The 14551-nt window shown below is 35.1% G+C and carries 9 protein-coding genes; 6 read left to right on the top strand and 3 right to left on the bottom strand.

Annotated elements, in window-relative coordinates; genetic code table 11:
- The first annotated feature begins 47 nt into the window (after positions 1 to 47).
- Positions 48 to 1187 carry a cystathionine gamma-synthase gene (locus DFQ05_RS07150; RefSeq protein WP_132704711.1) on the top strand — a complete coding sequence of 380 codons (1140 nt, stop codon included), beginning with the start codon at positions 48 to 50 and terminating at the stop codon, positions 1185 to 1187.
- Positions 1188 to 1218: 31 nt separating this feature from the next.
- Here the strand turns inward: DFQ05_RS07150 and DFQ05_RS07145 are convergent, their stop codons facing one another.
- Positions 1219 to 2046 (bottom strand): THC0290_0291 family protein, encoded by an 828-nt coding sequence (locus DFQ05_RS07145; RefSeq protein WP_132704710.1) that lies wholly within the window; start codon positions 2044 to 2046, stop codon positions 1219 to 1221.
- Between the two features lie 220 nt (positions 2047 to 2266).
- On the opposite strand from DFQ05_RS07145, the gene gdhA reads away from it, so the two are divergent.
- The 4 genes from gdhA (at position 2267) to DFQ05_RS07125 (ending at position 9285) form a co-directional block, all read left to right on the top strand.
- Positions 2267 to 3610, top strand: coding sequence for an NADP-specific glutamate dehydrogenase (gene gdhA / locus DFQ05_RS07140; RefSeq protein ID WP_132704709.1), 1344 nt, complete (start codon positions 2267 to 2269; stop codon positions 3608 to 3610).
- A gap of 118 nt (positions 3611 to 3728) precedes the next feature.
- On the top strand, positions 3729 to 6107 hold the full coding sequence (gene porZ / locus DFQ05_RS07135) for a type IX secretion system anionic LPS delivery protein PorZ (protein ID WP_132704708.1): 2379 nt from the start codon (positions 3729 to 3731) through the stop codon (positions 6105 to 6107).
- An 11-nt stretch (positions 6108 to 6118) separates the two neighbouring features.
- Positions 6119 to 6841, top strand: a complete 723-nt coding sequence (gene recO, locus DFQ05_RS07130) for a DNA repair protein RecO (RefSeq protein WP_132704707.1) — start codon at positions 6119 to 6121, stop codon at positions 6839 to 6841.
- 59 nt (positions 6842 to 6900) lie between these two features.
- Positions 6901 to 9285, top strand: coding sequence for a TonB-dependent receptor (locus tag DFQ05_RS07125; RefSeq protein WP_132704706.1), 2385 nt, complete (start codon positions 6901 to 6903; stop codon positions 9283 to 9285).
- A gap of 123 nt (positions 9286 to 9408) precedes the next feature.
- On the opposite strand, the gene DFQ05_RS07120 is transcribed toward DFQ05_RS07125, so the two are convergent.
- The gene (locus DFQ05_RS07120) at positions 9409 to 12987 is read right to left on the bottom strand and encodes a lamin tail domain-containing protein (protein ID WP_132704705.1); all 3579 of its coding nucleotides are present in this window, start codon (positions 12985 to 12987) and stop codon (positions 9409 to 9411) included.
- Between the two features lie 116 nt (positions 12988 to 13103).
- Here DFQ05_RS07120 and DFQ05_RS07115 point away from each other — a divergent pair, with 116 nt between their 5' ends.
- On the top strand, positions 13104 to 13577 hold the full coding sequence (locus tag DFQ05_RS07115) for a regulatory protein RecX (RefSeq protein WP_132704704.1): 474 nt from the start codon (positions 13104 to 13106) through the stop codon (positions 13575 to 13577).
- Here DFQ05_RS07115 and DFQ05_RS07110 read toward each other — a convergent pair.
- Entirely contained in the window at positions 13570 to 14439 is an 870-nt protein-coding gene (locus DFQ05_RS07110; protein WP_132704703.1) for a cupin-like domain-containing protein, read from the bottom strand. The two genes, DFQ05_RS07115 and DFQ05_RS07110, sit on opposite strands and share 8 nt — an antisense overlap.
- Positions 14440 to 14551: the final 112 nt, after the last annotated feature.

Raw genomic sequence — 14551 nt, 5'->3', positions numbered from 1 at the left:
TTCTTCATGCCTTAGAATAGATAAGTTTTTTTTAAAATAAAATAAAGATGAAATTTAATACCAAAGCAATACATGGTGGACAAAAGCTAGATCCGGCTTATGGGTCTGTGATGCCACCAATTTACCAGACGTCTACTTACGCGCAATCGACTCCTGGAGGACATAAAGGCTACGAATATTCCCGAACGCATAATCCCACGCGTGATGCTCTGGAAAATGCTTTAGCAAGTTTAGAAAACGGAAGTTTTGGAATAGCATTTGGTTCGGGATTGGCAGCAATCGATGCTGTATTAAAGTTATTAAAACCTGGTGATGAGGTAGTTTCTACAAACGATTTATATGGTGGAAGCTATAGGTTATTTACAAAAATCTATAAGAAGTTTGGAATGAAATTTCATTTTATAGGCATGGAAAACGCTTCTAGTATCGAAGATTACATTAACCAGAATACAAAACTAATTTGGGTAGAAACACCAACAAACCCTATGATGAATGTTATAGACATTAAAACAATTGCCGAAATAGCTAAACGTAGAAACGTTCTGCTGGCAGTTGATAATACATTTGCAACGCCATATTTACAGCAACCATTAGATTTGGGAGCTGATATTGTTATGCATTCTGTAACAAAGTATTTAGGAGGACATTCTGATTTAATTCTAGGAGGACTTGTTGTTAGAGATAAGGAATTAGCAGATCAACTTTATTTTATTCAAAATGCTAGTGGTGCCATCTGTGGCCCTCAGGATTGTTTTTTAGCATTAAGAGGAATAAAAACATTGCATGTGCGAATGCAGCGTCATTGTGAGAACGGAAAAGCTGTTGCAGAATATTTAGCAAATCACCCAAAAATCGATAAGGTATATTGGCCAGGATTACAACACCATCCAAATCATGATATAGCCAAGTCTCAAATGAAAGATTTTGGGGGCATGGTGTCATTTGTTACTAAAGGGAATAATTATAATGAAGTGATTAAGATCGTGGAAAATTTAAAAGTGTTCACATTGGCAGAATCTCTCGGCGGCGTAGAGTCGTTGGCGGGTCATCCAGCAAGTATGACTCATGCCAGCATCCCTAAAGAAGAACGCGAAAAAACAGGAATAGTAGACTCTTTAATTCGATTAAGTGTAGGTATTGAAGATACAGCCGATTTAATTGCAGATTTAGAGCAAGCGATAGGATAATAGCTGCTTCTGCTTTAATAAAGTAACTTTTTTAATCCAAATAGTAGATGTACCCAAAATTTAACCATACAAGGACATCATTAAATTTATTTGAAGGTAATTTATGGTTTAGACCATCAATCCAATCACTAAAATAATACTGAAATCTCAGGTCAATCATCAGGTCAGAGAGTATCGTTAATTTATAACGTGTACCTACACTAGAAACTACAGACCAGGCATTTATCTGACTTGTATCTATTGGGTATTCTCCGTTACTTGCTTGTATCCATGGGCCATAAATATTATCAGGGTTGAAAACATTTTGGTCAGATATACCACTACCACCTTGACGTGCAAAAGTTGTGAATTGTTTTGGATTTGATGTTGTATAATGAACGCCAAAACTTATAAACGGAGCCCAACCACCTGCATGAGAAGAAAATGCCCTAATACTTAAAGGGAAATACTCAAGTTGCATACCTATATCAAAATTTTCTGCTTCACCAGAATGAGCTCTTAAACGCTGTGCATCAATACCAAATTGGGTGTCATCAACCCATCTCCCAAAATGGTCTAACTTCGTTTTATTGTAAGAAATTTCACTCCTTAATTTAAAGTGGTCATTAAAATAAGTATCGGATGTGTAGCAATTACAGTCCGCTCTGTAAGAAAAATTTATGTAATGTATTATACCAACGCCATAGCCAGTATTACCAATATTATTTTCTTCATTAAAACGTTGTCCAAAATCGGACCTAAACTGCACTGGACCAGCAATAACACCAACTTCGTGAGAAAAGCCAAACTGTGCTTGGGCGAAAAATGACGCACAAACTAAAGTACAAACTGCTAAAAATTGCCTCAATTTTGTGGCCATAGGTTAAGTCTTTTTAAATTTAGACATGAGCAAATATATAAAATATCGACGAAATACCAAATAAAACGGACGAAATGCAAAAATATTGTTTTGTTGAATAAATCTAAACTAAAAATTATAGTTTAAAAACTTATTGATAATATTAAAAAAATAAACCTAAATTTTTACAGATAACGTATCTTTGTTGCTTATTATTAAGAATACATTAAAAACTTTTTAAATGAAAGATAAAATAGATGCCTTTTTAGACCTTGTTAAAGAGCGAAATGGTCATGAGCCAGAATTTTTACAAGCCGTTCAGGAAGTTGCTGAAACAGTAATTCCTTATATCGTAGAACACGATATTTACCATGGTAAAAACATTTTATTGCGTATGTGCGAGCCAGAAAGACTGATCTCTTTTAGAGTGTGTTGGGTAGATGATTCTGGAGAAATACAAGTTAATAGAGGTTACAGAATTCAGATGAATTCTGCAATTGGGCCTTATAAAGGCGGATTGCGCTTTCATCCTTCTGTTAATGCAAGTATCTTAAAATTCTTAGCATTCGAACAAGTATTTAAAAATGCCTTGACTACGCTTCCTATGGGTGGCGGAAAAGGAGGCTCTGACTTTGACCCAAAAGGTAAAAGTGATAACGAGATTATGCGTTTCTGTCACGCATTCATGTCAGAATTATTCAGGCATATTGGTCATAACACAGATGTACCTGCAGGAGATATCGGTGTGGGCGCTCGCGAAATAGGATTTATGTTTGGTATGTATAAAAAACTTAAAAATTCTTTTACTGGTGTGCTAACAGGTAAAGGTCAATCTTGGGGTGGTTCTTTAATAAGACCAGAGGCGACAGGATATGGTAATGTGTATTTTGCGGAAAATATGCTTAAGACCAAAAACGATTCTTTTGATGGAAAGACAGTTGTTATTTCTGGCTCTGGAAACGTTGCGCAGTATGCGGCAGAAAAAGCAATAGAATTAGGAGCTAAAGTACTTACGCTTTCAGATTCTGGAGGATATATTTTAGATGAAGATGGTATTGACTCCGATAAATTAGCTTTTGTTATGAAGCTTAAAAATGAAAAAAGAGGGCGCATTAGTGAGTATGTCGATAAATATCCGAATGCTAAGTTTTTTGAAGGCGAAAGACCGTGGTCTGTGGCATGTGATATTGCCCTACCATGTGCAACGCAGAATGAATTAAATGGAGAAGAAGCAAAACAACTAATTAAAAATGGTTGTATCTGTGTTTCCGAAGGTGCAAATATGCCATCTACTCCAGAAGCCATTCACGAATTCCAAAACGCAAAAATCTTATTTGCACCAGGAAAGGCATCTAATGCAGGTGGTGTTGCAACATCTGGTTTAGAGATGAGTCAAAACTCATTACGTCTAAGCTGGTCCAGAGAAGAAGTCGATGCACGTCTTAAAGATATTATGGAAGATATACATGACTCTTGTGTAGAATATGGAAAGAATGAAGATGGCTCAATAGATTATATTAGAGGTGCAAATATTGCCGGATTTGTTAAAGTGGCAGATGCAATGTTGGCGCAAGGAATAGTTTAATTGAATTCTAAAATGGTATAAAAAGCTTCTGCGTATATAAGCAGAAGCTTTTTTTGTATATGATATCATTAATTATAACGTTACTAATAAATATATTTGAACAAACTTAAAAACAACAATGCTTAAGCGATACCTGTTAGTATTTTTTCTGACCTTATTTTGCGTGCAAGAGGCTATATCCCAAGATTTTTCTGCTTTATGGCAAGATTACTTTTCGTTTTTTGAAATTATTGATGTTACCAAAAGTCAAACCAAAATTTACGCAGCATCAGAAAATGTAGTTTTTAGCTATGATGTAAATACTAACGAAGTTGAAAAAATCACTACAATTCAAGGATTATCAGGTGAGCTTATTTCTACTATAGAATATAGTACAACCAACGATTTACTTCTTATTGGGTATAAGACAGGGCTTATAGAAATTTATTTCGAGTCGGACCAAAGCGTACTAACCGTTGTAGATATTCTAGAAAAGGAAAGTATAGACCCAAGTATTAAAACCATTAATGATTTTAATGAGCACGAAGGATTTGCTTATATATCCACCGATTTTGGTATTTCTGTTTTCGATTTACAGCGGTTAGAGTTTGGCGACACCTATTTTATAGGCAATAATAACGCACAAATACCTGTGGAGAAAACCACGGTTAATAATAACTTTATATACGCAGCTTGTAATGTCGGAAACGGTGTTAGAAAAGGATTATTAACCAATCCAAATTTAATAGATGCTAGTCAGTGGCAAACAATAACTACAGGAAGTTACGTATCTATAGAGACTGTTGAAGGTCGTTTGTATGGCCTAAGGACAGATCGTAATTTGGTTGAGTTTGTAAATGATATACCAAATACTGTTTTTACCTTTAATATCTTACCATTAGATTCAGAAGCAACAGAAGGACAATTACTATATACAACTCAGCAAAATGTATTTGTATTTAATTCTCAGGCTAGTTTAATAGCCCAAATAAATCAGCCACAAGATTTTGATACTACATTTACTTCAGCGACTAGTTTTGGCACAGATTTTTATTTAGGAACTACGTCTAAAGGGCTTTTGAGAACTAGTATTAGCGACTTAACTACTTTTTTAGAAATAAGACCCGATGGACCACTACGAAATAACGGATTTAGAATCCAAGCTTTTAATAATGGTATTTGGGTTACTTTTGGAGAGCACGACCAGTTTTTAAATCCTTTTCCTCTAAACAGTAGAGGTGTTAGCATATTAAGAGATGAAGATTGGCAAAATATTCCGTTTGATAGTCTTTTGGGTATGCGAGAGCTTAATAAAATTACCATTAATCCGGACAATCCTAGTCAAGTATTTGTTAGCTCGTTTATAGACGGAATTTTAGAATTCAATAATTTTGAACCAACCAATGTTTTTGACGAAACTAATAGTCCGCTTCAATCCTTACAAAATACTTCTGGATTTGTAGATATAAGAACTGGAGTTTCAGAATTTGACAATGAGGGTAATTTATGGAATCTTACCAGTAAGGTCGATTTGGCTTTAAAATCGTACAATCCTTCTAGCAACCAATGGCGTACATTTAGTTTTGCAGATTTTATTCAGGATCCTGTAGACGATGAGATTGGTTTTTACGATATAGCCATAGATAATAATACAGGTACAAAATGGATAGCGACTTTCTTTAATGGACTAATTGCCTTTAATGAAAATGAAAGTCCAAGGATTAAACAAATTAAAGACGAAACCCAAGGTTTTCCGACAACTTGGATTAGATCACTTGCCGTTGATAACTCTGGTCAGTTATGGATAGGAACAGCTTTTGGGTTAAGAGTTTTATTTAATACATCTGGATTTTTCGGAGATGAGAACCCTCAAGTAGAGCCAATTATTTTTTTAGAAGATGGTTTGGCACGAGAGCTTTTAGAGAATCAGGCGATTACAGATATAGAAGTAGATGGTTCTAATAACAAATGGATTGGAACTCAAGATTCAGGTGTTTTTTATTTTACACCAAATGGGCAGACCACCATTTATCATTTTACGAAAGATAATTCGCCATTACCAGTAAATGCCATAAATGATATTTCTATAGACGAAAGTAACGGTACGGTTTATTTTTCAACCCCAAATGGGTTGTTGTCTTTTAGAGCAGGCGGTTCTTCTCCTGTAGAAGAATTAAGTGAAGCTTATGCCTATCCAAACCCAGTACGGCCAGAATATAACATTTTAGGGTCGAACGACTTAAACGATATTAATAAAGGTGTGAAAATTGTTGGTCTCACCGAAAATGTTAATATAAAGATTACAGATGTAACAGGCAATCTCGTTGCAGAAGCACAGTCTAGAGTTAACCGTAGAAATAGTAACTTAAGTAACAATTTTGCTATTGATGGCGGTACAGCTATATGGAATGGTAAAAATCTAGCTAATAATATTGTAGCCTCTGGTGTCTATCTAATTATAATTAATGACCTAGATACTTTCGAGAGTAAAATAATAAAGCTGCTAATTATCCGATAGCAGTACCATATATGCTTACCAAATCTAATATTATTGTTCTAAGTAAATTAAAGTATAAGGATTACGACCTCATTGTAAAAGCTTATACAAAGCACAGAGGTACAGTAAGTTACCTAATTAAAGGTGGTTTAAAAAACACTAAGTCTAGTAGAGCAAAGTCCGTTTATTTTCAACCATTAATGCAATTAGCTGTAGAGGAAAACTACAAACCCAATCAAACGCTGCACTTTCTCAAGGATATAAAACCCAGCTACATTTATAGTACGCTACATACAAATGTCTACAAAAGTGCTATTGTGTTATTTCTTTCGGAATTAATGTCTAATGTGTTAAAAGAAGAAGAGAAAAACGAAAACTTATATGAGTTTATAGAAACAGCCTTTCAATATCTAGATAGTGAGGATAGTTTTGCTAATTTTCATTTGTTATTTCTTTTAAAATTATCTAGGTATTTGGGATTTCAACCAGATAAGGCAAAGACCGATTCGGCATATTTTAATCTTGTTACTGGTTATTTCGAAGATGTGTCCAAAGGTCATTATTCCATTTCAGGTAAAAATTTAACACTGTTAAAAGAGCTACAGGGCATAAATTTTGATGCCTTATCATCAGTAAAAATGAATTCAAAAGAGCGTCATGACTTTTTAAGTATGCTATTATTATATTTTGAATTACATTTGGAAGGCTTTAAAAAACCAAAATCATTAACTGTTTTAAGCGATGTTTTTCGCTAGACATTTATACAGTTTTCACCTTGAAATTTTCTAAGACAAAGATTATATCTTCTTTAATTATGCTGCTCACTTTAGTAGCGCATACACAAGTAATTTCTGTTTTTGAAGCATCTACCGAAGAACCTATACCAGGTGTTGTTTTGTATAACTTAAAAAAAGATAAATCTGTTATTACAGATATTAATGGTAAAGTGTCTATTGATATTTTTAGTGCTAACGAAACAATATACTTTCAGAATTTCTTATACAATAAATTAGCACTAAAAAAGTCCGAAATTATTAATCGCGGTAACGTGGTATATTTATTTTTTAATATTGAAGGCTTAAACGAGGTCGTTGTTTCAGCTTCAAAATTCGAGCAAGACAAAAAAGATATACCTCAACGAATAGTTAGTGTTACGGCACGTGATATAGCTTCGGTAAATCCACAAACAAGTGCTGATGCGCTAGCCGCTACAGGAAATATATTTGTACAAAAAAGTCAGTTAGGTGGCGGTAGCCCAATGATAAGAGGTTTTTCTACCAATCGATTGCTAATAGCTGTAGATGGCGTTCGTATGAACAACGCCATATTTAGAGGCGGAAATCTTCAAAATGTAATATCTATTGACCCTTTTTCCATTCAGAAAGCAGAAGTTACCTTAGGTTCAGGGTCCGTGGTTTACGGAAGTGATGCTATTGGTGGTGTGATGAGTTTTTATACAAAAAAGCCGCAATTATCCTACAAGGACGAATTATTTCTAAAAACCAACGCTGTTCTAAGATATGCTTCGGCTAATAACGAAAATACGGCTCATGCAGACGTTAATTTAGGATATAAAAAATGGGGTTTCTTAACCAGTATTAGTTATACGGATTTTGATGATTTGAGAATGGGAAGGCATGGTCCAGAAGATTATTTAAGAAATCAGTTTGTCCAAACTGAAAATGGAGTAGATGTGTTAGTAGATAATCCCGACCCTTTAATTCAGAAACCTACAGGCTACAACCAACTAAACCTAATGCAAAAAGTACATTATGAGCCTGCAGATAACCTTAAGTTCGATTTAGGATTGCACTATTCTACAACCTCAGAATATGGCAGGTACGACCGCCTAATTAGACCAAGTAGCGACGGATTGCGTTCTGCGGAGTGGAATTATGGCCCGCAAAAATGGTTTATGAGTAATTTAACGGTGACTAAAACTAGTAGTAATTCGTCGTTCTATGACAAAATTCAAGGTACATTGGCATATCAGAATTTTCAGGAAAGTAGAATAGATAGAAATTTTCAGTCAGATGTTAGAAGGACACGTTCAGAAACTGTAGATGCTTTTTCTTTTAATTTAGACTTGGAAAAAACGCTTAATCCTAAGTCTAGCTTGTTCTATGGTATAGAATATTTATTTAATTACGTGGGCTCATCTGGTGTAGAAACAGATATTACTACAAACCAAAATAGTGATGCTCTTTCTCGATATCCAGATGGCTCAACTTGGCAATCTATGGCGGCGTATACAAGTTATAAATATAAGCCAAACGATAAATTTGTATTTCAGTCTGGGATTAGGTATAACCATGTTATTGCCAGTGCAGATTTTACCGCGAATAATGCATTTTTAAATTTACCTTTCAATACTTCAGAAATTAATACAGGCGCGTTTACAGGCACAGCCGGAATCAGATGGATACCAAACGATATTATAGAGTGGAATTTTAATGCGTCAACAGCCTTTAGAGCTCCAAATATCGATGATATTGGTAAAGTGTTTGACTCTGAGCCAGGCGCTGTGGTTATACCTAATAATAAACTAGATGCTGAATATGCCTATGGCGCAGAGCTTGGATTAAAACTAAACTTTAACAATAAATTGCGTCTGGACCTAGCAACCTATTATACATACCTGAATGATGCCTTAATTCGAAGAAATTCTACCTTAAATGGGAATAGTGAAATACTATACGATGGTGAGTTAAGTACAGTACAATCTATACAGAACGCATCTGAAGAATATATCTACGGTTTCGAGGTTGGAGCAGAAATTAACTTTTCCGAAGACCTAAAATTGCGGTCGCAGTATAATATACTAGGAGGCGTAGAAGAAGCTAATGGTATCGAAGCCCCTGTTAGGCATATTGCCCCAAGTTTTGGTAGAACTCATCTAATTTATAATCACAAAAAATTTAATTTCGATGCTTTTGCTGTATATAACAATGAATTAGCATTTGAAGACTTAGCACCTTCAGAAATTAGTAAAGACTATTTATATGCTATAGACCGTAACGGAAATCCTTATTCGCCATCGTGGTACACGCTTAACTTTAGAGTACGATATAGTCTAAATTCTAGTTTCGAAATTAATACAAGTATAGAAAATATAACAGACCAACGTTATAGACCATATTCTTCCGGTATATCAGGCGCAGGAAGAAATTTAATCATTTCTGTAAAATATAGTATGTGAAAAGGCCTGTTCGAAAATTATGAAAATCTGTCATTCTGAATTTCAGAATCTGAAACAAGTTCAGATTGACAAAACACTAACTCTTCAGACAGCCCGTTTTCTTAGTGCATTATATGTCTATGTTTATTTTTTAACCGCTTTTTTACTAATAGTACTACCATTAGATAACTCTATTTTGGCAATATAAACTTGAGATTTTAGATTAGATAAGTTATAAACTTCGATATTAGAATTTCCTTCTAAATTGTAAATTAAACGTCCTTGTAAATCGTAGATAGATATAGTTTCAATAGAAACTGAATTTGAGTTTAATTGGAATTTCACGAGGTCATCTTCTTGCTCTATGATGGTTAAATCATTCCCATCAAATTCATTATCAGAAACAGATAATGCCTGGTTTTTAAACACGATTTCAAACCTGTCCTCGAAAGTACCGCCATCCGAGTTAAACGTATAGCTAGATTCTGTTAAATCGTGAACAGTATTAAGAAGATTATCTTTTAAGTAAATAGGATTAGAGGACATAAAAGTTCCTTCTGTTTTAATAGCATCAATGGTATAGGTCTCATTAGTTGAGATATAAGTACCAAACCCTATTCTAATGACTTCGTCTTCATTAAGGCTAGAAAATGCCTTGCCTTGAATAACATAAAAGCCGTTTCCAGTGTTATCCAAAGAATAGAGAACACCTGCGTTACCAGCGTAGTTTCTTTCAGTATCTATAGATTTTCCGTCATAACCATCTGTAGCTATATCTGCATACGCCACACAAATTTGGCTATATATACCCACAGTAGAGCTTAGGTTAAGATATAATCGTTCAGTATTGCTAACTGTATTTTCAGTTGTATTAGTTCTATAAAATTCGTCATTAGCATTATTGCCACTAACACGCATACTGTTTGTAAAAAGCACATTGTTTGATGCTTTTGAAGCAACGAAGAATGCTTGACCAGATGGTACTTTACGAGAAGGAGGAGCAGTTGTGCCATTACCAGCTTCGCCAACGGCGTTTATGGTTATATAATCGTTTTGATTAAAGTTTAAGACCTCATTTCCTGGGTTAGTGCCTTCAGGAGGACTTACATGAGACCACATGTATAAGACATCGTAAAGGATATCGCTTGCTCCAGAAGCGGTATCTTCCCCATTAACAGCAAAAAAAGCGTCGGCATCTATAGCAGAAGGATATGGATTGCCAATTAAATTCCAATGTAGGGCATTTGGAGATGTATAGACTAACGGATAATTAATATCACCGGTATTATAAGCGCCATCAAAATTGTACGAATATGAGTTACCAGAGATAAAACCAATTGTACTATGTGTTGCTGCAAAACCTTGACCAGGTGTCATTAAAAAGCTTCCAGAAGCTAAAGCCCAGTCATCGCCATTATCGTCAACACCATCTGTTCCATTAGCTCCTGTGCTGTTAATTACAACATCGAGATAGTTGGCGGCATTAAAATAGAATCGTCTATTAGGGTCAGAGGCAAATAGTGCCACATCTGTTGTGGCATCCTCTACAGGAGAACTCCAATAGGTATAGTCGTACCAGTTTGTAAGCGGCGATGTGGTTTTATTCACATCTGAGTTGCCGCTAGCGCCTAAGGTAAAGGTACCAGCATCTGTATTATCACCTTGTTGTACAAAACTACCTCTTGTTTGCGTTGTAATTCGGCCATCATTAACCAAAACATCATTAATCACTTCAACATAATTACCATTATTAACATTCAGAATACTGGCATTATTTATGACTAAACTACAAGCGCTAAAACTGCCTTGAGCAGATGTGTCATAGTCATCGTTTATATATACAACTGTGCCAGTATTTGGAGCAGTACCATTTGCAGTACCATCGTTCCATAACCAAGTCGTTCCATTCCATGAAGCTGTTGGAACAGAAACCGAAACTGTCTCAGAAACAATGTAGCAACTCGCATCGTTTTCTCTAACTTCGCAATAATACTGATAACCATCTAAACCTAAAGTAGAAGATATATTTAGAGTATTTGTACTGGTATTAGAGTACACTCCAGTATCTGTTAATAAAGTCCAACTTACATCTCCAGGAACTAAACTATACCAGAGATATACCAAATCTTTGGTGTCTCCCACGCCATCAAATCCTTCCGAAGCAACAACTGTAATACTTCCGCTACCACCACAAGAATCAATAGTAGGTGTAATTGAGGAAATTGAAGGAGGTAATCCAGTGGTGTAATTATCAATATCACTGTAATCATCATCTGTACAAGCATCATCTTCCCAATCTACAATAGTCCAATCACCAGCGGAAAAAGTTGTACTTGGCGCTGTTACTGATGTCAATCGACTAAAATTATAACCTTCATTACCTATTCCAAGAGAACTCATCCAATTATTATCACCACAATCTCCCCAAACATCTACCAAAGTCCCTGGCGAAGCACTTGACACATAATTCCTGTAAAGTGATATACAATCAGAGTTATTATTACCTGCATTAATACCACTAATGACCGATGTTTGTTCACTTAAACTACCATCTGCACCAGTAACAGAAGAACACGGTGTGTCAATGGTTGTTGAGGCTACAAAAGTATCGTCATTAGCTAACAATCCGCTTAGAGGTATTGTACTAACAGTGGCACCAGCATTATAACGTACTTGTAAGGTATAGTCACTTAAGTCTACAGTAGCACCAGTACCATTGTATAATTCTATATAAGATAAACTACCAGAAGTAGCATCTGTCAGTTGTGAAATAAATAATTCAGAAGGTGATACGACCCCATCACAACTAGTAAAGTTTGAAGACAGAATTGTAAACTCAGAAGCAGTTGAAGTATCGCACCCAGCCTCAGTGATTGTAATAACTCCTGATGTTGTACCACTTGGTAAAATAACACTAAGCTCTGTAGATGTTTGTGACACAATGGTAGCACTTTGGCCACCTATGGTTACTGTACTAGAACCTGTAAAACCACTGCCAGATATGGTAATTTGCGTATTTACAGGACCTTCGGTAGGGGAAAATGATGTAATTGTATGTGTGGGAGTGCAACTTGCGCAACTTGCAGTATGGCTACCTAAATTGGAAACGGTATCTTGAGCATATGCTGTCCACTCTGTACCTAGCGTTATAAAAGCGCCTGAGCCAGTACCACTGGGGTTTGTTGTAATACCACCACAAATTGAGCTTTGTCTAACCCAAGTTCGGTTTGCTGTGCCGTTACCTCCACTTACCCATTGAGTTCCAGGGTCGTCACCAATGACACCAAAAATATCCACAAAACTAGATGTTGATATTTTATATAGTGCGATAGCATCATCACCATTAAAATTAATTGTCGAAAGGTTTAAAGTGGTACCAGTATATAAAGTCGCGCTTGAGTTACTGTATACTATAACTCCAGTATCAGGTAAAAGACCAGCTAATGTGTTAGTGTCACTTGGCGTACCCGAGCCATTGCTGTAAAGTCGTAGTTCATAATCCGACAAGTCTACACTAGCTCCAGTACCGTTGTAAATCTCTAGATATTTATTGTTGCCTGAACCTTCAATGTACTCGGAAATAAACAAATCCGAGGCTTGACCAAAACAATTAAGAATAAAAAAAATAAGGGTAATAGTAACTAAGTTACGCTTTTGAATATTAATTCTTGAAAATGAAAAAAACAAAAGGCTCTTTGGTAGATAAATGTAATTTTTTATCATTGGGGGAAGAGATAAATTAGTAGTATGCAATAAAAGAAAATAAATTAATTCTTAAAACGGGCGTAAGGTATTATTTTTCAGAGGTTTTATTAACAAATTCTATATATTTTTACCCGATGTTATCAAATAAAACATATTCTATCGACGATGCGCAAAAAGTTGTAGAAAATTTCTGCACGTATCAAGAACGTTGTCACAAAGAGGTAAGAGATAAACTAAAAGCAATGAAAATGATTCCTGAAGCAATCGACCAAATCATGGTGCATTTGATAGCAGAAAATTATCTGAACGAAGAACGTTTTGCTAAGGCGTTTGCAAGAGGAAAATTTAGAATTAAGAAATGGGGAAAAAATAGAATTATTAGAGAATTGAAATTCCGCGAAATTTCTAAATATAGTATCGATTCTGCATTACAAGAAATCGACATAGATGACTATTACCAAACGCTACACGAACTAACAGAAAAGCGAATTGCTCAAGTAAAAGAAAAAAACATTTATAAAAAGAAAAAGAAAGTCGCTGACTATCTATTATACCGCGGCTGGGAATCTAATCTAGTTTACGAAAAACTTAACGAACTTATTAAATAGCGTTTTGGGCCTTATTTGTTCTTAAAACGGCTTGTTCATTCTTCCAATCTATCCATTTTTGTCCTTTTACACGTCGCATTATGTTATCAAAACTTCGCATAATAAATACATTATATATGGCTTTACCTAAATTTTTAGGATTACGAGCAATAGCACGCAAACTCATAGAAAATCCTGGTGTAATGTAGCGCATATAATGCCAGTAGCCTTCTGGCATATAAAGTACTTCGCCATGGTTAAGATTGCAAACCCAACCTTTTGCATTTTTAAGGGCAGGCCATTTTTCGAAATCTGGGTTGGCAAAGTCGATATCTTCTCGTGTGATTAAAGAATGTGGTATTTTATACAAATGTTTATTTTGCTTTTGATCAAAGAGGATGCATTGTTTTTCTCCTTCAAAATGAAAATGAAAAATATTAGCCAAATCAATATCATAATGCATAAACGTGTACGAATCTCTTCCGCCAAAGAATAGCATTGGTAAGCCTTTCATAAGGCGTAAACCAAAATCGGGATAATCAAAATCGTTCTGAAGTTGTGGTACTTCTTTTAAGATATTCCATAGAAAAATTCTGAATTTGGTTGGCTCTCGTTTTAATAAATCTACATAGTCGCTCATCTTCATTTTAGCATGAGCCTCGTTAAATCCATCTTTATAATCTACGGGTCTGTCATCGTAAAGAGGCACGATTTTATCTCCTGCTATCTCTTTCATGTAGTCAAGATTCCATTTGGAATATGCAGGCCAATCTTCAATAAAACGCTCAATTACTACAGGCTTTTGAGGTTTAAAGTAGTGTTTAATAAAATCCTCTTTGGTAATCGTTTTTACACGAGGAATGTCTTGTAGATTTAATTCCAAGATTGACTGATTTTATACTTCAAAATTAATAAAACGTTATCAATTTTAATTAATTGTTCTTTAAAGAAAGACCCCAAGAATTCTTTTTCTTGGGGTCGTCTTACTAAAAAAT

Source organism: Winogradskyella wandonensis (assembly GCF_004346845.1).
GTDB lineage: Bacteria > Bacteroidota > Bacteroidia > Flavobacteriales > Flavobacteriaceae > Winogradskyella > Winogradskyella wandonensis.
This window is presented reverse-complemented; position numbering and strand designations above follow the sequence as displayed.